This is a genomic window from Acidiferrimicrobium sp. IK, from assembly GCF_025499425.1.
In the GTDB taxonomy this organism is placed as follows: Bacteria; Actinomycetota; Acidimicrobiia; order Acidimicrobiales; family Palsa-688; genus Acidiferrimicrobium.
In genome coordinates, this window is sequence record NZ_JAIMCB010000002.1 from 168,496 (window position 1) to 187,248 (window position 18,753).

The 18,753-nt window shown below is 73.8% G+C and carries 16 protein-coding genes and 1 pseudogene; 4 read left to right on the forward strand and 13 right to left on the reverse strand.

The features are described from left to right. Positions 1-9 precede the first annotated feature (9 nt). Genes K6U06_RS04260 through K6U06_RS04270 form a run of 3 tightly spaced genes read right to left on the reverse strand, consistent with a single transcriptional unit; the run spans position 10 to position 2,586 of the window. The gene (locus K6U06_RS04260; protein WP_262320658.1) at positions 10-1,107 is read right to left on the reverse strand and encodes a hypothetical protein; all 1,098 of its coding nucleotides are present in this window, start codon (positions 1,105-1,107) and stop codon (positions 10-12) included. Beyond that, positions 1,104-1,517, reverse strand: coding sequence for a hypothetical protein (locus tag K6U06_RS04265; protein ID WP_262320659.1), 414 nt, complete (start codon positions 1,515-1,517; stop codon positions 1,104-1,106). The genes K6U06_RS04260 and K6U06_RS04265 overlap by 4 nt, the downstream gene beginning before the upstream one ends. 40 nt (positions 1,518-1,557) lie before the next feature. Then, positions 1,558-2,586 carry an EamA family transporter gene (locus K6U06_RS04270; protein WP_262320660.1) on the reverse strand — a complete coding sequence of 343 codons (1,029 nt, stop codon included), beginning with the start codon at positions 2,584-2,586 and terminating at the stop codon, positions 1,558-1,560. Positions 2,587-2,624: 38 nt separating this feature from the next. Between K6U06_RS04270 and K6U06_RS04275 the strand changes: the two genes are divergently transcribed. After that, positions 2,625-3,164 carry a CGNR zinc finger domain-containing protein gene (locus tag K6U06_RS04275; RefSeq protein ID WP_262320661.1) on the forward strand — a complete coding sequence of 180 codons (540 nt, stop codon included), beginning with the start codon at positions 2,625-2,627 and terminating at the stop codon, positions 3,162-3,164. 314 nt (positions 3,165-3,478) lie between these two features. Here K6U06_RS04275 and rpsA read toward each other — a convergent pair whose 3' ends face one another. The 3 genes from rpsA to K6U06_RS04290 form a co-directional block, all read right to left on the reverse strand. After that, on the reverse strand, positions 3,479-4,891 hold the full coding sequence (gene rpsA / locus K6U06_RS04280) for a 30S ribosomal protein S1 (RefSeq protein ID WP_262320662.1): 1,413 nt from the start codon (positions 4,889-4,891) through the stop codon (positions 3,479-3,481). 69 nt (positions 4,892-4,960) lie between these two features. Continuing rightward, positions 4,961-5,662 (reverse strand): class I SAM-dependent methyltransferase, encoded by a 702-nt coding sequence (locus tag K6U06_RS04285; RefSeq protein WP_262320663.1) that lies wholly within the window; start codon positions 5,660-5,662, stop codon positions 4,961-4,963. Between the two features lie 9 nt (positions 5,663-5,671). Continuing rightward, complete coding sequence (locus K6U06_RS04290; RefSeq protein ID WP_262320664.1) at positions 5,672-7,132, reverse strand: AMP-binding protein; 1,461 nt, start codon at positions 7,130-7,132, stop codon at positions 5,672-5,674. 146 nt (positions 7,133-7,278) lie between these two features. On the opposite strand from K6U06_RS04290, the gene K6U06_RS04295 reads away from it, so the two are divergent. The 3 genes from K6U06_RS04295 to K6U06_RS04305 all read left to right on the forward strand — a co-directional run bounded on the left by K6U06_RS04295 (position 7,279) and on the right by K6U06_RS04305 (position 9,072). Continuing rightward, positions 7,279-7,470, forward strand: coding sequence for a hypothetical protein (locus K6U06_RS04295; RefSeq protein ID WP_262320665.1), 192 nt, complete (start codon positions 7,279-7,281; stop codon positions 7,468-7,470). A gap of 27 nt (positions 7,471-7,497) precedes the next feature. Further along, positions 7,498-8,556, forward strand: a complete 1,059-nt coding sequence (locus K6U06_RS04300; RefSeq protein WP_262320666.1) for an acyl-CoA dehydrogenase family protein — start codon at positions 7,498-7,500, stop codon at positions 8,554-8,556. A gap of 249 nt (positions 8,557-8,805) precedes the next feature. Continuing rightward, positions 8,806-9,072, forward strand: coding sequence for a GlsB/YeaQ/YmgE family stress response membrane protein (locus K6U06_RS04305; RefSeq protein WP_262320667.1), 267 nt, complete (start codon positions 8,806-8,808; stop codon positions 9,070-9,072). Here K6U06_RS04305 and K6U06_RS04310 read toward each other — a convergent pair. From K6U06_RS04310 to hutU, 7 genes and pseudogenes are all read right to left on the reverse strand, one after another. Then, positions 9,069-10,145: a CaiB/BaiF CoA transferase family protein gene (locus K6U06_RS04310; RefSeq protein WP_262320668.1), complete on the reverse strand. Its 1,077-nt coding sequence runs from the start codon at positions 10,143-10,145 to the stop codon at positions 9,069-9,071. The two genes, K6U06_RS04305 and K6U06_RS04310, sit on opposite strands and share 4 nt — an antisense overlap. Next, entirely contained in the window at positions 10,142-11,593 is a 1,452-nt protein-coding gene (locus tag K6U06_RS04315; protein ID WP_262320669.1) for an MFS transporter, read from the reverse strand. The genes K6U06_RS04310 and K6U06_RS04315 overlap by 4 nt, the downstream gene beginning before the upstream one ends. A gap of 128 nt (positions 11,594-11,721) precedes the next feature. Beyond that, a pseudogene (gene hutI, locus K6U06_RS04320) lies at positions 11,722-12,912 on the reverse strand (imidazolonepropionase); the annotation flags it as partial. Further along, positions 12,909-14,285, reverse strand: coding sequence for a formimidoylglutamate deiminase (locus K6U06_RS04325; protein ID WP_262320671.1), 1,377 nt, complete (start codon positions 14,283-14,285; stop codon positions 12,909-12,911). The pseudogene hutI and the gene K6U06_RS04325, both read right to left, overlap by 4 nt. Continuing rightward, positions 14,282-15,844 carry a histidine ammonia-lyase gene (hutH, locus tag K6U06_RS04330; protein WP_262320672.1) on the reverse strand — a complete coding sequence of 521 codons (1,563 nt, stop codon included), beginning with the start codon at positions 15,842-15,844 and terminating at the stop codon, positions 14,282-14,284. The genes K6U06_RS04325 and hutH overlap by 4 nt, the downstream gene beginning before the upstream one ends. Continuing rightward, positions 15,841-17,088 (reverse strand): allantoate amidohydrolase, encoded by a 1,248-nt coding sequence (locus K6U06_RS04335; protein ID WP_262320673.1) that lies wholly within the window; start codon positions 17,086-17,088, stop codon positions 15,841-15,843. Before K6U06_RS04335 ends, hutH begins: the two co-directional genes overlap by 4 nt. Next, positions 17,085-18,749, reverse strand: a complete 1,665-nt coding sequence (hutU, locus tag K6U06_RS04340; protein WP_262320674.1) for a urocanate hydratase — start codon at positions 18,747-18,749, stop codon at positions 17,085-17,087. Before hutU ends, K6U06_RS04335 begins: the two co-directional genes overlap by 4 nt. Between the last annotated feature and the right edge of the window lie 4 nt (positions 18,750-18,753).

The window sequence follows — 18,753 nt, forward strand, 5'->3', positions numbered from 1 at the left end:
CGATCGGCCTCAGGGCAGCACCGCGAACGGCCCGGACTGCACCGAGAAGCGAAGGGCGGTCGATGATCCGGTCGCCGTGTCGAGTGCGTCGCCGCCGCCTTCGGCGGTCACCGCCACCAGCCACCGCCCTCCTGGTGACCATGTCACCGCCGACGGGGTGCCGACCAGCTGCTCGCTGCGGTAGGAACCGGTCGCGACGTCGACCAGGCACAGCTGCCCGAGCGTCTTGGCCGAGCCCTCGGTGAAGTACCCGGCGAAGCGGTGGCCGTCAGGGGAGAGCTGACCGGGTCCGTAGGTAGCGAGCAGGGGCAGCTGTCCCTTCACGGTGCGGCCGGTCGCCGCGTCGGTCAGGTACAGCGGCCCGGCGAACCCGCCCGGCTGCGCCACTGTCCACGCGACGGTCGAGCCCGCCACGTCTAGGACGGCCGCTCGAGGGTCGGTGCTGATCGCTCGGAGGAGCTTGGTGGCGCTCGGGTCGACGATCTCCACCCCGCCGCTGTCAGTACCGGTGAGCACCAACCCGGCCGGCACCGCTCCCGCCAGGTTCCAGCCGCTCGGAAGCCGGATCGGTGCGCCCGCCGCCCGGCCGGATCCGTCGACCTCGGTGATGTCGCCGGTGGTGTCGGTGACCCAGAACCGGTCGGGTCGGGTCGCGGCCGTCGCCGTGGCAGCGCCGGGCACCGGGACGATCGTCGCCCCCGGCGTGTCGGGGAGGATGGCGACGCCGCGCCCGTCGGTCAGCACGTCATAGCCTGCCCTGGCGATGATCGCCGAGGGGGCGAAAGGCGCGGGAGGCAACCGGGTGAACCGCCCGGTCTGCAGGTCGTCGGCCGCCAGGGCGCTCCCGGTGTACTCGAGCAGCGAGATCGGTACGGGCCGGTCGCTCTGGCGGGCAAGCAGCGCGAGGAGCTCGTCGCCGGCGTGCAGCCTCGGAGGGTCGGTGACTTGAACCCGCTTCACCGACGCGGCGGCGAGGCGAGCGGTGAGCAGGTCGTCAGCTCGGGTAACCCGGGTGATGGTGGCCTCGCTGCGCGTCGGGGTCGTGGCGGCTGGGGCTGCAGCCGCGGCACGGAGGTCGGCCGCTTCAGAGGCCAGTGCGATGCTCATTGCGTGGCGAAGGGCCTCCACTGCACCGGTGAACGACCGCGCCCGGCCAGGTGGGCGCGCACGGCGAGCAGCGTTCGCGCCTCCTCTTTCTCCAGCGCCGAATACACCGCGTCGATCCTGGTCCAGGGTTCGCTGCCCTTCGACAGACCGCCTATCCGGCTCATGAGGGTGGCCCGCTCGACGTCGAGCGCCGCCGCGGTGGACCACGAGCGCGACAGCGAGCGAAGGTCGTCGGTTGCCCGGGCGGAGCGCAGCGGGAACACCACCCACACCACAACCGCCACGACCACAATGGCCACGAGCGCCCAGCGCCGGCGCGTGGGCGGCCGGCGGGGTCCCGGATCCGGCGGTTGGGCAGCGGCCCACTCCGGCACCTCGATCTCGAGTGGCAGCTCTCGCCGCTTGGCCACCGCCGACCTCCCGCCCCGATGCTACGCCGTCCCCCGGCTGCTACCCGGCGGGCAACGCGGCTGCGCTAGCTACCTCCAAGTCGCCGTCCTCGCCGGGCGCGACAGGCAGCCCGACGCGGTCTGCTCGCACCAGCGCGATGCCCGCGACCACCAGCGCGCCGCCACAGACCTGGGTGACGCTCAGGCGCTGGTCGAGGAGCACCCAGGCGTAGACCACCGCGCACACCACCTCCGCCAGCCCGACAAACGACGCCACCCGAGGCCCGAGGGCCCGCGCCGCGGCGATACCAGTGACATACGCCAGGGCGGCGGCCACCACGGCCAGACCGAGGACCGGAACCACCCAGCTGACCCGGCTGTGGGCCAAGACGACGGCCGCCCGCGGCGCAACGAAGGGCATGGCGCCGGTCGCGCCGGCGATCAGCATCGCCGCGCCGCCGACCCCGAGGCCACCCCATGCGACCGCGAGCGGGGGCAGCGCCTCGTCCTGCGAGGCGGAGATCACGAAGTAGACCGCCAGGCCGACGGCCGCGCCGAACCCCCAGAGGACCCCGATCGGGTCGACGTGCTGCTTGCCGGCGAGGTCGAGCACCAGCACCAGACCCACCACCGCGACCACGGCGCCTGCGGTGGTGAGGGCCCCCGGGGCCTGCCGGTGACGGGCCCACTGCCAGCCGATGACCAGGATGGTGCCGGAGTACTCGAGGAGTAGGGCGATCGCGACCGACAGGTGCTGCACCGCCTGGAAGTAGCACAGCTGGCAGCCGGCGATCGGTACCAGGCCGTAGAGGACCACGGTGCGGGCACCTTGGCGCCACGGTCCCCGGTACCTGCGAAGCTGCAGCGATGCCGGGACGGTCAGGACCACCGTGGCCACGAGAAGACGGACGGTGACCGCCGCCGCGGGGGTCCAGCCGGCCCGCAGCAGGCTGGTCGCGAATGATCCCGACGTCCCGAACATCGCCGCCGAGAGGACCGCCAGGCCGAGTCCCTCCCTGCTGGCCGGGCCGCGAGGGCTGCGGGACGGCCGCCCCCCGGACCGTAATGACTGTCGGTACCCTACGGCCATGACCGGTCACCGTAGAGGGGCCGCCGACAGGAGTCAATTTGCTTTTCGCTCATGACACGGAGCAGGCCCTGCAGTCGGCGGCGGCCCTGGTGAACACCGACCAGCCCGGCGGCGACCAGCTGGAGGATGTCGCCGCGTTAGGCCGCTGGCTCGATGAGTGGCGCTGGACGGGTGTCCGCCGGGGCGACCAGCGGGAGCTGGACGAGGTCCGGGCCCTGCGCCCCCGCCTGCGGCGGATCTGGACGCTCGACGAGGCCGGAGTGGCCTCGGAGGTCAACGCCATGCTTCGGGCGGCCAACGCCCTCCCGCAGTTGGTGGCCCACGACGGCTGGCCGTTCCACCTCCACGCGACGCCCGAGGGCGCCCCGCTGGTGGACCGCATGGCCGTCGAGGCGGCGATGGCCTTCGTCGACGTCGTGCGCCAGGGGGAGCTCAGCCGGCTGCAGGTGTGCGAGGCCACCGACTGTGCCGGCGTGCTCGTGGACCTGTCCAAGAACCGGTCCCGTCGGTACTGCTCCACGTCGTGTACCAACCGGATGAACGTGGCGGCCTACCGGGCCCGCCAGGCCGGCGGCTGAGGCCGGTGTCGGCGCCGCCGGCGCCGCCCGGGTGAAGGGCTCCGCCAGCGGGTGCGACCCGCCCCCGCCACGAGCCACGATCCGCCACTCGCGCCGCCGCGAGCCACCCGCGCCGCCTAGACCCGTGGTCCCGGCTCGTCGCGACCCCTAGCTCGTCGCGAGCCCTCGAACCCTTGGGAGCCGAGAACCCTCAGAACCTCGGCCCCGCGAAACCCCCCGGCGCGCGCCACCGCCGGCCGGTCCCCGAAGGGCGCCGGCCGGCGGTGATCGAACAGCGATGTGGTCCGAAGCGCCGCGCTCGGGCGGCGTCCGGGTTACGACTCGGGCGTCTCCGCCGGCGTGTCGTCCGCCGGGGCCTCGGAGGTCCACGCCGGCCCGTCGGAGACGGGCGCAGCGGCGGCCTCCTCGGCGTTGCCGGTCTGCTCGAGGTACTCGGCCCACGCGGCCTGGGCCTCGGACTCGGGCTCGAACTCGAAGGCCGGGCCCACGTAGTTGCCCTGCTCGTCGTAGGCGTGCTCGCCGAAGGCCTCGCGGTACTCGGCGGCCACCTCGCCGCCTTCCGCGGCCTGCTTGATCGACAGGCTGATCCGCCGGCGCTGCAGGTCGATGTCGATGATCTTGACCCACAGCTCTTCGCCAGGGGTGACCACCTGCTCGGGCAGGTCGACGTGGTGGGCGGCCATCTCCGAGATGTGGACCAGGCCCTCGATCCCTTCGCCCACCTGGACGAACGCACCGAAGGGGACCAGCTTGGTGACCCGGCCGTACACCAGCTCGCCGACGCGGTGGGCGTCCGCGAACTCCTGCCACGGGTCCTGCTGGGTGGCCTTGAGCGACAGGCTGATCCGCTCGCGGGACAAGTCGACGTCGAGGACCCGGACCTCGACCTCGTCGCCGACGGCGACGACCGAGGAGGGATGGTCGACGTGCTTCCAGGACAGCTCCGAGACGTGGATGAGTCCGTCCATGCCGCCCAGGTCGACGAACGCACCGAAGTTGACCACCGACGACACCACACCGTGGCGGACCTCGCCGGGCTTCAGGTTGGCGAGGAACTCGTCGCGCTGCTCCTTCTGCGTCTCCTCCAGCCATGCCCTCCGGGACAGGACCACGTTGTTGCGGTTCTTGTCCAGCTCGATGATCTTGGCCTCGAGGATGCGCCCGACGTAGGGCTGCAGGTCCCGGACCCGGCGCAGTTCGACCAGCGACGCGGGCAGGAAGCCGCGCAGGCCGATGTCGAGGATCAAGCCGCCCTTGACGACCTCGATGACCGGACCGGAGACGACTCCGTCGCGGCCCTTGATCTCCTCGATGGTGCCCCACGCCCGCTCGTACTGGGCCCGCTTCTTGGAGAGGATCAGCCGCCCCTCCTTGTCCTCCTTCTGGAGGACCAGCGCCTCGATGTGGTCGCCGAGGGAGACGATCTCGCTCGGGTCGACGTCGTGGCGGATCGACAGCTCGCGGGAGGGGATCACTCCCTCGGACTTGAAGCCGATGTCGAGCAGGACCTCGTCCTTGTCCACCTTGACGACGGTGCCGGAGACGATGTCGCCGTCGTCGAAGTTGACGATAGTGCCGGCGATGGCATCTTCGAGGGACATGCCGGCGAGGTCGTCGGCGACGATGGCGCGGGGCGTGTACTCGCCGGCCTCGTCGAAGCTGCCCATCCCGGTGACGGACGGATCGTCCTCAGGGGAGAGGGCAGGTGCGGTGGTGGTATCGGACATATGGAGTAGGGAGCCTTTGCTTTCCGGACGGTGGGCGCTGGTTGCGCCCGAACAAGGCTACCGCAGGTGTCAGGCGGACTTTTCCGCGATCATCAGCCACTCGGGGTGCTCGACGTCGGGGGCCCTGGCCGCGTAGGAGCCGGGGGCGACCGACCACAGTTCCCGTACCCGCAGGCCGGCGTCGGCGGCCATCAGCCGCAGCTCCCGGGGGGTGAAGCAGGTGGTCCACAAGTCGAAGGCCGCCTCGCGTCCGGAGGGGTCCCGCACCGTGGCCGCCTCGTGGTTGACGCCGGTGTCGGCGTCGAAGGTGTCGCCTTCCTCCAGGTACCGCACGGCGAAGTACGCGGAGAACGCTGACAGCCCGAGCAGGCCGCCGGGTGCCAGCACCCGGGCCATCTCGGAGAGCGCCGTGGCCTCGCCGTGGCCGCCGAGCAGCCCGAAGCCGCCCTGGCACAAGCAGACGACCGCGTCGAAGCTGGAGGTGGGGAAAGGGAGTGATCTGGCGTCGGAGCGGACCCACGGGCCGGGGCCCCCGGCGCGCAGGAACGCCAGGGAGATGTCCAGCCCGACCGTCTCAATGCCGCGCTCGCGAAGCGCCAGGGAGTGGCGGCCGGGGCCGCAGCCGACGTCGAGCACCCGCGTCCCGCGGTGGAGGCCGAGGGCGCCGGTGAGCCACTCGACCTCCTGGGCGGTGCCCTTCGTGAACGAGTAGCGCAGGTACGCCGGCCCGGTGTGAGCTGCCAGCGCCTCGAACTCCCGACCGTGGACCACCCGGGAAGGCTAGGTGGCGGGCAGCCGCTCGGCTCGCAGCGCGCCCCGGCGCACCTTGCCGGCGTCGTCGCGCAGCGGCACGTCTGAGCGCTCGAAGGTGCGGGGGATCTTGTAGGGGGCGACGCTGACGGCCAGATGGGCCCGCAGGTCCTCGTCGCTGACCGGTTCGGACAGTTCGAGGATGGCGTGCACGACGTTGCCGTAGTCGTCGTCGGGTAGGCCGATGACGCAGGCGGAGGTGACCGACGGGTGCTCGAGCAGGGCGGCCTCGATCTCGGCGGGGTACACGTTGGCGCCCCCGACGAGGATCATGTCGCTGCGCCGGTCGGCGAGGTAGAGGTAGCCGTCCTCGTCCATCCAACCGACGTCGCCGAGCGTCTCCCATCCGTCGTGCTCCGTGGCGCTCGCCCCGACATAGCGGTAGCTGGGTTTGCCGCTGGCGGTGCGCATCCAAACGTCGCCGACCTCGCCGGGCGGCAGCGGGGTCCCGGTGACGTCGCAGATGCGCATCTCGCCGAACACCGGGCGGCCGACCGAGCCGGGGTGGGCCAGCCATTCGGTGCCGGAGATGACCGTCGCAGACTGGGCCTCGGTGCCGGCGTAAAGCTCCCAGATCCGCTCCGGGCCGAGCCAGTCGATCCACGCCTGCTTGACGTGGGGTGGGCACGGAGCGGCCAGGTGGTAGGCGACCCGCAGGGATGACATGTCCCGCCCGAGGCGCTCCGCCTCCGGCAGGCGCAAGATGCGCGACATCATCGTCGGCACCAGGTACATGTAGGTCACCCGGTGGCGCTCGACCAGCTCCAAGCTGGCGGACGCGTCGAAGCGGCCCATGACCACCACCGTCCCGCCGAGAAGCAGCGCCAGCAGCGAGTACATGAACGGGCCGTTGTGGTACAGCGGCCCGGTGCAGAGGAACGTGTCGTCCCGCTCGAGCCGGAGCGCTGGTGCGCTGACCACCACCTTGTCGACGGTGCCCGCAGCGGTCGACACGATGAGCTTGGGCCGCCCGGTGCTGCCGCCCGATGTCGGCGCCTTCCACGACGGCGGGATCGCCGGCGGGAGCGGCCCGTCGTCGATGCCGGCGTCGGGCTCCTGCCCCGCCGGCCACCACGGCCTCGCCTGGCCGGGGTCCAAGCCGACGACCAGCGCCGGGTCTGCGATGTCGATCAGCGCGGCCAGCTCGGCTGGCGGCAGCCGGTACGACACCGGCTGCGGGACCGCCCCCAGCTTCCACGCCGCGACCACCGCCTCGTAGAACGCGGCCCCGTTGGGCAGGCCGATGGTCACCATCGAGCCCTGGGTGACGCCGGCGTGCGCGAAGGCCCGGGCCAGGCGGTTGGATCGCCTGGCCAGCTCGCCTCGGGTGAGCACCTGCTCGCCGGCGATGACGGCGGGACGGCCGGGTTCCTCCGCCGCCAGCCTGTCGAGCTCCTCCCCCAGCGACACCTCCCGCTGGTCTTCCTGCATGTCCTGCACCCTGCCTCCCGACGTGGAGTCGTAGTGACCGCGGTCACCCTGCGGAGTGCACTGTTGCATCTCGGGCTGCCCCCGCACATCTCCTGGCGGCGGCTGCGTCGGCGGTGAGCGCCGCCCGGGTTGGGTAGCCCGACAGCATGCCCATCCGTGATGAGACACCCCCCGATCGCGACGCCGAGGGAAACGAGGACCGACCGGGTCGATCCGGTCCGGACGTGGGTGACGCCGCCGGTGGCCAGGGAGCGGAGTTCGCCGGTGACGCCGCGGCGGCCGGACGCGACGTAACGGAGGAGGACGCCGCCGGCCGGCTCGCGGCGGGAGGGTCGTGAACGCCGGGCCCGGCGATACCGTCCGGCATGAACTCGCCCGACGGTGCGTACCCAAAAGGCGCTGCGGCCGGTCGCCTGGCGGTGGTCGGCGACGCCGAGAGACTGGCTGAAGAGGTGCTGTGGCCGGCCGCTTTGGAGATCGACCAGGCGCCGGCGGTGCCCCGGGCCGTCCTCGATCAGCTGGCTGCCGCCGGGCTGTACGGGATCGTCGGGCCGACCGACGCGGGCGGCTCGGATATGGATCTCGAGGCCGCAGGGAGAGTCATCGAGGCGCTCGGCGGGGCCAGCCTGGCGACTGCGTTCGTGTGGATCCAGCACCACTCCGCGCTGCGCGCCGTCGCCGCGGCCCGCCCGGCTCTGCGCCTCCAGTGGCTCGAGGCGATGTGCGCCGGCGAGGTGCGAAGCGGGATCGCCTACGCCGCGTTGCGCCGCCCGGGGCCGCCGGCCATGCGGGCGTCCTCCACCGGCCGGCCCGGCTTCGTCATCCTCGACGGGACGGCTCCGTGGGTCACCGGGTGGGGGCTGATCGACACTGTCTACGTGGGGGCCAGAGAGGGCGACGAGCTGGTGTGGGCCCTCCTCGACGCCCGCACCGCCCCGACGCTCCTCGCCGAGCCGGTGCGCCTGGCGGCGGTCGACAGCTCCTCGACGGTCGTGCTCCGCTTGGAGCGCCACCAGGTGCCGACCGAGCGGATCGTGGCCCGCGAGCCCTACGCGGACTGGCGGGCACGCGACGGCGCCGGGCTGGCCACCAACGGCTTCCTGGCCGTCGGCGTGGCCGGGCGCTGCGCCCGGCTCCTCGAGTCCGAGCCGCTGCTCGCCGCGGTGGACGAGGCCCGCCGCGGTCTGGTCGAACCGAGCGGCCCGGAGGGCGTCGTCGCGGCTCGGGTCGAGGCGTCGCTGCTGGCGCTGCGGGCGGCGACCGCGCTGGTCGTCGCCGGCGGCGGGCGGTCGGTGGAACGCACCAGCCACGCGCAGCGGCTGCTGCGGGAGGCCATGTTCTTGCTGGTGTTCGGGCAGACCGGCCCTATCCGCGCCGCCCAGGCGGCCCGGCTGTCCGCCGCCGCGCCGGGCCGAGCCGGCTGAGAGCGCCGCGGGCCCATCGGGCAGACCGGCGAGGCCACCCGGTCGCCCGGGCGGCCGTCGATCGGCCTGGAGGAACCCGCACCTGCACTCAACGCCCGGGAGGCTCCTCTGGTTGACCGCCGCCGCGACGGCGGCCGCGGCCGGCGCCTCTCAGGAACTTCTTCGGTGTGGTGGGGCTGCCGGCCGGGAACAATGGAGCGCAGGGCTTGACCGCCATCCCGGCTGTCGCCTGTCGCGAGGAGCAAGCAAGTGATCGCCAGCCTGATCGGATGGATCGTCGTCGGTGCCATTCTCGGTGCCCTGGCCCGCCTTCTCGTCCCCGGCCCCGACCCGATGTCCGTGCCGGCGACGATCGGTCTCGGCATCGCCGGCCAGTTCGTGGCCGGGTTGATCTTCTACGGCCTTTTCGGTGTGGGCGCGGGCTGGATTGCCGGGCTGATCATCACGATCGGCTTGCTGCTGATCAGCCGCCGCACCGGCATCGGCCGGCGCAGCGGCGCCCGCAGCCGGTTCTAGGAAAACCGGGCCGGGTAGCGGACCCAGCGGTGCCGGCCGATCGTCGGGTGGTCGGCGAGTTGGTAGACGCCGTTGTGAACGACCTGCGGGTCGCTCAGGTGGCCGTCCGCGTCGAGGACCTCCGCGGCGGGGACGTCCGCGGCGCGTAGCACCTCGAGCCATTCGGCCGTCGTGCGCTGCGGGGTGACGGTGGCGAGCAGCTCGAAGAACCTGGCGGTGAGCGAGTCGGGGTCCCCGGCTCGGCGCAGCTCGTCGGTCCACTCCGGGTGACCGGCCGCTTCCACCGCGGCGCGCATCTGGCGGGCTCGCGCCGGCGACACCATGATCCACCCGTCCGCGGTCGGCACCGCCTGGACGGTGGCCAGCTGACGGTTGATCCCGTCGCCGTGGCCGTCGTCGGCGGGCAGCGCCCGCTCGATCATGCTGTCGGTGAAGTTGAAGTAGGCGGCCGCGTCGAGCATCGCAACGTCGACCACCGCCCCGGCTCCGCTCGTCGCTCGGGCGAGCAGCGCGGCCAGGGTCGCTTGCGCGGCGTACGCCGCGGTCAGCTTGTCGACCTGGAAGGCCCGCACCATCTGCGGGGCGCCGCCCCCCGCCGGCGAGAACCCCTGGGTCGGCATGGTGCCCGACGCGGCTTGCACCACGCCGTCGAAGGCTGGTTCCAGCGCCTTGGGACCGTCTTGGCCGAACCCGCTGATCCGGCACCACACCAGCCGCGGCCAGCGGCCGCGCACCCGGTCGGCGTCGAGGCCCAGCCGCTCGGCCACGCCGGGACGCCAGTTGGTGATCAGCACGTCCGCGGTGTCGAGCAGCCGGTCCATCTCGGCTCGTCCTTCGGCGGTGGCGAGGTCGACGACCGCGGCGGCCTTCGAGCGGTTGGCGGCGACCCACATCACCGACAGTCCCTCTACGGTGCGCCCGAAACGCCGGAAGGCGTCCCCGCCGGGCGGCTCGACCTTGACGACCTGGGCGCCGAGGTCCGCCAGCGCCTGCGCGGCGAGGGGACCGCTCAAGAACGTGGCCGCTTCGACCACGGTGATCCCAGCCAGCGGTGCTGCTCCGGAGGGGGTCATGCCAGCGCCGGCGCGCCGACGGCGGCCGGGGTGCGCCCGGAGGGGAGCAGCAGCCCGCAGATCACGGCGCCGGCGAGGAAGATCCCCGACGAGCAGAGGAACGCCACGTCGTAGCCGTGGATACCGCCGAGCGCCGCCGCGGCAGGCCCGCGGTGGGCGCTGATGTAGCGGGTGGTGGCGCCGGCGGCCAGCGTCGACAACAGCGCCGTGCCGACCGACCCGCCGACTTGCTGCATGGTGTTGACCATGGCCGACGCCACTCCCGCGTCGGTCGCCGCCACGCCGGCGGTGGCCCCGTTGATCGCAGGGGCGAAGATCAGCCCGAACCCGAGACCGAGGACGATCAGCCACGGGAGGATCCCGGCGACGTAGGTGCTGTGGAGGCTCAGCCGGCTGAGGGCTCCCATCCCGACGAACCCGCAGATCATCCCGGCGGTCACCATCGGCCGGGCCCCGAACCTCGGGTACAAGACGACGTTGGAGGTGGTCGACGCGGTGACGATCGCCGCGGTGAGGGGCAGGAACGCCAGGCCGTTCATGATCGGGCTGTAACCCCGGATGGCCTGCAGGTAGAAGGTCAAGAACAGGAACACCCCGAAGATGGCGATGGCGGACATGCCGACGGAGAGGTAGGCACCGCCCCGCAGCCGGCTTCCGACGATGCGCAGCGGGAGCAGCGGGTGGGCGACCTTGGTCTGGGACGCGACGAACGCCGCGAGCAGGACCACCGCGGCGGCGAGCACGCCCAGGGTGAGGCCGTTCAGCCATCCTGCGGTCTCGGCGTGGGAGAAGCCGTACACCACGCAGAACAGGCCGCCCGACGCCAGGAGGGTGCCCGGAACGTCGAGGGTCGGGCGGTGCTCCGGTGCGGCGTTGCGCAGCAAGACGAACGCGCCGATGCCCGCTCCGACCGCGAAGAACAGGTTGACGTAGAGGCACCACCGCCACGACAAGGTCTCGGTCAGCACCCCGCCGAGGACCAGTCCGACCGCGCCGCCGCCGCCGGCGACCGCGCCGAACACACCGAAGGCCTTGCCTCGCTCCGCCGGGTTGGTGAACGTCGTGGTCAGCGTGGAGAGGGCGGCCGGCGCCAGCACCGCGCCGAAGACGCCCTGAGCCGCCCGGGCGGTGACGAGCATCGGGAACGACACCGCGGCGCCGCCGACCGCGGACGCCCCAGCGAAACCGGCCAGGCCGATGATGAACGCCCACTTGCGACCGAAGAGATCACCGATTCGCCCGCCGACGAGGAGCAGGCTGCCGAAGGCGAGGGCGTAGGCGGTGACGATCCACTGCCGGTCGGCGTTGGCGAAGTGGAGGGCCTTCTGGGCGGACGGCAGGGCGATGTTGACGATGGTGGCGTCGAGGACGACCATCAGCTGGGCGGTGGCGACCACCGCGAGGATCGCCCACCGGCGGTCCGGGGCGGGGGCGGGGGGATCGACCAACTGGACCTCCGGGGGGTCGGGGGGCGGACCCGCCGACGCTACCGGTCCGCGGCCGCTCCCCGGTCCGCCGGCGCCCCCGCCGGCGGTTCCCGACCTGTCCCGGCGGGCCAGCTCCCAGCGACCAGGCGCCCGCCGCGTGCCACGGCGCGCACCAAGTCGACGCCGGGGCGGTAGCCGAGCCACGACGCGCTGGGAGCTTCGAGCACTGCCAGGTCGGCCCGCCGGCCCGGCACCAGCCGGCCGACGTCGGATCGCTGCAGTGCCGCGGCGCCGCCGGCGGTCGCGGCCACGACGGCCTCTGCCACGGTCATGCCCATCTCCCGCACCGCCAGCGCCACCACGAAGGGCATCGAGGTGGTGAAGCTGGTGCCCGGGTTGCAGTCCGACGCGAGGGCGACAGGGACACCGGCGTCGAGCAGGCGGCGGGCCCCGGGGTACGCGGACCCGGTGGAGAACTCCGCCCCGGGCAGCAGCGTGGCGACGGTCCGGCCGCCGGCCAGGGCGTCGATGTCAGCGGCGCTCAGGTGGCTGCAGTGGTCGACTGACGCCGCGCCCAGCTCGACGCCGAGCCTCACGCCGGGACCCGGGCCGAGCTGGTTGGCGTGGACCCGCAGCCCGAGCCCGGCGGCCCGGCCGGCGAGCAGGACAGCTCGGGACTGGTCCCCGTCGAACGCGCCCTGCTCGCAGAACACGTCGATCCATCGGGCCAGGGGAGCACATCGTCGCAGCATCGGGCCGCACACCACGTCGACGTATTCGTCGCGCCGCCCCTCGTACTCGGCGGGCACCACGTGCGCGCCGAGGAACGTCGTCTCCGGTGTGATCCCCCCGGCGATCGACAACAGCCGCGCCTCGGCCTCCGGTTGGAGGCCGTACCCGCTTTTCACCTCGAGGGTGGTGGTGCCGCTGCGGAGAGCTTCGGCGGCCAGCCGCCCGGCTCGAGACGCCAGCTGCTCGGTGGTCGCGGCCCGGGTGGCGTCGACGGTGGTCCGGACGCCGCCGGTTTGGTAGGGGCGGCCGGTCATGCGGGCTTCCCACTCGGCGCTGCGGTCGCCGGCGAAGACCAGGTGGGTGTGACTGTCGACGAAGCCGGGGATGACGGCCCGCCCGCCCAGGTCGACCCGCTCGGTGCCGGCCTGCTCCGGGAGGGCCTGCTGCGGGCCGGCCCACACGACGGTGCCGTCGGCGCCGCAGACCAACGCGGCGGGGCCGTCGACTACGAGGCCGGAGTCGGCGGTGGTGAGCTCGGAGATGCCGGTGAGCACCAGCCCGGCGCCCGAAGCGGCGGCGGTGGAGTCCGGAGGGTCGGGCCCGGTCACGGGCCGGTGTCCCACAGGCTGTCGATGGCGTAACGCAGCCGAGGGCCGACCTCGCCGAGCAGGGCGTGGGAACCGCCGGCGACGACGGTGCGGCCGTCGACCACCACGTTGGTGACGTCACTCCCCCGGGCCGCGAACACCGCCGCGGCCGCCGCGCCGGCGCCGGAGCCGGAGAAGGTGCCGGCCAACCCGACGCCGTCGGTGCGAACGGTGACCATGTCGGCGGCGTAGCCGGCCGCCAGGCGGCCCACGCCGGGCCAGCCGAGCGCCGCGGCCCCGGCCGCGGTGGCCGCCTCGAGGAGGCGCCCCGGTGCGTGCAGGCCGCGCTCGCCGGTGGCCAGGCGCTGGTCCAGCTCGACGGCCCGAGCCTCCTCCCACACGTCGATGACCGCGTGGGAGTCGGTGCCGAGGCAAAGGGCGCTCCCGGCGTTCCAGAGCGCGGCGGCCGGGCCGATCCCGTCAGCCAGGTCCCGTTCGGTGGTCGGGCACATGCAGACGCTGGAGCGGCTCGCCCCGAGGAGAGCGACGTCGTCGCCGGTGAGGTGGGTGGCGTGGACCGCGGTGAACCGCTCGCCGAGCGCCTCGAGGGCGCCGAGCAGCCCGGTCGGGGTCCGGCCGTACGCGGCGAGGCAGGCGTCGTTCTCGGCCGGCTGCTCGCTGACATGGGCGTGGAGCGGGGCCCGGTGGTGGCGGGCCCACCCCACCACCGTCGCGATGGAGCCGGGCGGCACCGCTCGCACCGAGTGGATCGCGGCGCCGACTCGGACCGTCCTCGCCGCGGCGGGGACCGTCGAGATCAGCCCTTCGAGGCGCGACGCCCACCCGTCGGCGCCAGCGTCGGCGAACCGGCGTTGCACGTCGTTGAGCGGGGTGCCGATGCCGCCTGTCAGGTAGCAGGCGTCGAGAAGGGTGAGGCGCACGCCGGCGTCGGCCGCGGCGGCCAGGACGGCTTCGCCCATTGCGTCGTGGCGGTAGGCCCGGCCGCCGGGCCCGTGGTGGAGGTAGTGGAACTCGCCGACGGTGGTGATCCCCGACAGGGCCATCTCGGCGAACACCGCGGCGGCCAAGGTGCGGTAGCGGTCGGGGTCGAGGCGGGCCGCGAGGGCGTACATCCGCTCCCGCCACGTCCAAAAAGAGCCGCTGCCCGCGGCTTGGGTCCAGCCTCGAAGCGCCCGGTGGAACGCGTGTGAGTGGGCGTTGACCAGGCCGGGCAGCGTCAACCCGCCCAGCGCCTCGGCGTCGGGCGCGTCGGCGCGCCGGACCCCTGAGGTCACCGCGGTGAGCACGCCGTCGTCGCCGGCTTCGAGCAGCACCCCCGCCTCGGCGTCCTCCCCGCCGAGCCAGGCCAGCTCGCACCACCAGCGGGCGGTCACTGCAGCGGCCCGGTGTGCTCCTCGGCCGCCGCGAGGAGCCGCCCGTCGGCGACCGCGTCCACCGCCGCGTCGATCTCCGGCGCTAGGTACCGGTCGGGGCCGGGGCCCTCGACCAGGGTCCGCATGCAAGCCACCGCGGCCGCGGTGGCCGGCGCCGGGTGGAGGGGGGCTCGCAGGTCCAGGGCCCGGCAGGCGGTGAGCACCTCGATGGCCAGCACCCGTCGCAGCCCGTCGACGGAGCGGCGCAGCTTGCGGGCGGCGGCCCAGCCCATCGACACGTGGTCCTCCTGCATCGCCGAGCTGGGGATCGAGTCGACGCTGGCCGGCGCGGCCAGCCGCTTGAGCTCGGCGACGATGCCGGCCTGGGTGTACTGGGCGATCATGTGGCCGGAGTCGACGCCGGGGTCGGCGGCGAGGAACGGCGGCAGGCCGTGGCTGCGGGCCGCGTCCAGCATCCGGTCGGTGCGCCGCTCGCTCATCGACGCCAGGTCGGCGGCGGCGATGGCGAGGAAGTCGAGGACGTAGGCGACCGGCGCTCCGTGGAAGTTGCCGTTGGACTCGACCCGGCCGTCGGCCAGGACCACCGGGTTGTCGATCACCGCCCGCAGCTCCCTGCCGGCCACCAAGTCCGCGTGGTCCAAGGTGTCGCGGACCGCGCCGGTCACCTGCGGGGCGCAACGCAGGGAGTAGGCGTCTTGGACGCGGGGGTCGCCGTGGCGGTGGGAGGCCACGATCTCGCTGCCGTGCAGCAGCCGGAGGAGGTTGCCGGCGCTGGTGGCCTGCCCGGGATGGGGCCGGAGCGGCTCGTGGAGGTCGGCGGCGAACACCCGGTCGGTGCCGAGCAGGGCCTCCACCGACAGCGCAGTGGACAGGTCGGCGGTGCGGCACAGCCGGCGCAGGTCGTGGGAGGAGAGGATGAGCGAGCCGAGCATGCCGTCGGTGCCGTTGATCAGCGCCAGGCCCTCCTTCTCCTGCAGCTCTACGGGGGCCAGGCCGGCGCCGGCGAGGCCCGGCCCGGCCGGCGAGACCCGCCCTTCCGCGTCGAGGATCTCGCCCTCCCCCATCAAGACCAGCGCGACGTGCGCCAGCGGGGCCAGGTCCCCGCTGCAGCCGAGGGAGCCGTGTTCAGGGACCCGGGGGATGAGACCGGCGTTGAGGAGAGCGGCGTAGGCGTCGACCAGGGCGGCGCGCACCCCGGTGTGCCCGGACGCCAACGTCTTCAGCCGCAGCAGCATCATGGCCCGGACGACCTCGGCCTCGACCGGCGGGCCGGACCCCGCGGCGTGGGACCGGATGACGCTGCGCTGCAGGTCGCGCCGGCGCTGCGGCGGGATGTGGCGGGTGGCCAGGGCCCCGAAACCGGTGGACACCCCATACGCCGGCGTGGTGCCGGCGGCCAGCGCGTCGATGTGGCCTCGCGACGCGGCGACGGCGGCCATCGCGGCCGGGGAGACCGCCACCGGGGCGCCGTCGCGAGCGACCGCGACGACGTCGGCGGGGCGCAGGCCGTCGGGCCCGATGACGACGGGGTCGGGAGCGCCGGCGGGAAGCGGGGTCACCGGCACAGGCTGGCGAGGACCGCGACGAGGGCGTCGACGCCGGCCAGGCAGTCGGCTCGGGTGGCGTGCTCGGCCGGGTCATGGCTGATGCCGGTGGGGTTGCGGACAAAGAGCATGGCGGTCGGGACCGACGCGGCCAGGACCGCAGCGTCGTGGCCGGCGCCGGTCGGCAGCTGCGCGACCTTCCCGAGGCGGCCCTCGACCACCGCGGCCAGCGCAGCGCGCAACTCGGGGCGGAACTCGGCGCCGCCCGACCAGGACTCCTCGGCCACGGTCAGCGCCACCCCTTCCCGCCCGGCCGCGGCCCGGGCGGCGTCCTCGACCCGACCGACCGCGGCCCGTACGCCCTCGGGGAGCGGGGCGCGGGCGTCGAGCCAGGCGGTGGCCCGTGACGCTATGGCGTTGGTCGCCCCCGGATGAGCCTCGACCCGGCCGATGGTCGCCAGCGCGTCGCCGGTCGCGGCGGCTTCCCGGGCCGCCAGCACCGCGTGAGCCAGGGGCAGGACCGGGTCGTGGCGGTCGGCGACGGCGGTGGTACCGGCGTGGTTGCCCTCGCCGCGGAAGTCCAGCCGCCACCGGCCGTGGGGCCACACGGCGGTGGCCACGCCGACCGGGACCCCGTCGACGGCGAGGCGGCGTCCCTGCTCGATGTGCAGCTCGACGAAGATGCCGATGCGGCCCAACCGGTCGGGGTCGGGGCCCGGGCGCCGGTCGCCGAACCCGGCGCGGGAGCGAGCTTCGGAGAGGGTCACCCCGTCGGGGTCGGTGCGGGCCAGGGCGGTGTCGGGATCGACTTCGCCGGCCATGAGCCTGCTGCCGAGGCACGCCAGACCGAAGCGGCCGCCTTCCTCGTCGGAGAAGTTCACCACCGCCACCGGCCGGCCCGGCGCGACGCCGGCCGCCTGCAGGGCGGCGACGGCCAGGAACGCCGACACCACGCCGAGCGGGCCGTCGAACGCACCGCCGCCGGGGACGCTGTCGAGGTGGCTGCCGGTTACGACCGCGTCGGGGCCGGGCTCGCCCCACCACGCCCACTGGTTGCCGTTGTGGTCCTCGTCGAGGGTCAGCCCGTGAGCGTCGGCCTGCTGGCGGAACCACTCGCGACAGCCGAGGTCGGCGTCGCTCCACGCCAGGCGGTGGTACCCGCCGGTGGGGGCCCGGCCGACCGGCAGCAGCGACGACCACGCCCGGTCGAACCCGGCGCCGTCAGGGACCGCGCCGGGCGCCCCGGCGGCGGACGTCACCCGCCGCCGCCGGCGGCGGGCACCGTCAGGCCGGTCGCCGCGACGGTGGCGCGGGCGGCGTCGTATCCGGCGTCGACGTGGCGGAACACGCCCATGGCCGGGTCGTTGGTCAACACCCGCTCCAGCTTTGCCGCCGCCAGCGGCGTGCCGTCCGCGACGCACACCTGCCCGGCGTGGATGCTGCGGCCGATCCCGACGCCGCCGCCGTGGTGGATCGACACCCACGACGCTCCCGACGCCACGTTGACCATCGCGTTGAGCAGCGGCCAGTCGGCGATCGCGTCGGAGCCGTCGAGCATGCTCTCGGTCTCCCGGTACGGCGAGGCGACCGACCCGCAGTCGAGGTGGTCACGCCCGATGACGATCGGTCCTGCCACCGACCCGTCGGCGACTAGCTCGTTGAACCGCAGGCCGGCCTTGTCGCGCTCCCCGTATCCCAGCCAGCAGATCCTCGCCGGCAGGCCTTGGAACGCCACCCGCTCCGCGGCACTGTGAATCCACCGGGCCAGGGGATCGTTGTCTGGGAACAAGTCGAGCACCGCCCGGTCGGTGACGGCGATGTCGTGGGGGTCGCCGCTCAGCGCAGCCCACCGGAACGGACCCTTCCCCTCGCAAAACAGCGGGCGGATGTAGGCGGGCACGAAACCGGGGAAGTCGAACGCCCGGTCGTAGCCGGCGTCGCGGGCGCCGGCGCGCAGCGAGTTGCCGTAGTCGAACACCTCGGCTCCCCGGTCCTGGAAGCCGACCATCGCCTCGACGTGGCGGGCCATCGACTGCTGGGCGGCGGCGGTGAAGCCGGCCGGGTCCTTCTGCCTGGCGGCGGCCATCTCGTCGAACGCGACCCCGGCGGGCAGGTAGCTGAGCGGGTCGTGGGCGGAGGTCTGGTCGGTCACGATGTCGATGTCGACTCCCCGCCGCAGCAGCTCCGGCACGACGTCCGCGCAGTTGCCGACCACGCCGACCGACACCGCCCGCCGCCGCGCCCGGTATGACAGGACCCGCTCGACGGCGTCGTCGAGCGACGTCGCCTGCTCGTCGAGGTACCGGGTCTGGAGCCGCCGCTCCACCCGCGACGGGTCGCAGTCCACGATCAGCGCCGCCCCGCCGTTCATGGTCACCGCCAGCGGCTGGGCGCCGCCCATCCCGCCCAACCCTCCCGAGAGGGTGACGGTCCCCGCCAGGGTGCCCCCGAAGCGCTTCTCGGCCACTGCGGCGAAAGTCTCGTAGGTCCCCTGCAAGATCCCCTGGGTGCCGATGTAGATCCACGAGCCGGCGGTCATCTGCCCGTACATGGTGAGTCCGAGGGACTCCAGCCGCCGGAACTCCTCCCAGGTGGCCCACTCGGGCACCAGGTTGGAGTTGGCGATCAACACCCGCGGCGCCCACTCGTGGGTGCGCACGACGCCGACCGGCTTTCCCGACTGCACGAGGAGCGTCTCGTCGGCCCGGAGGGTCCGCAGCGTGGCCATGATGGCGTCGAACGCCGGCCACGACCGGGCCGCCCGGCCGCTCCCGCCGTAGACGACCAGGTCGTCGGGGTGCTCCGCAACGTCGGGGTCCAGGTTGTTCTGCAGCATCCGCAGCGCCCCCTCGGCGCCCCAGTTGCCGCACGACATCTCGCTGCCCCTCGGGCTGCGGACGGGTCGCGCTCCTGGTGTCATCGCG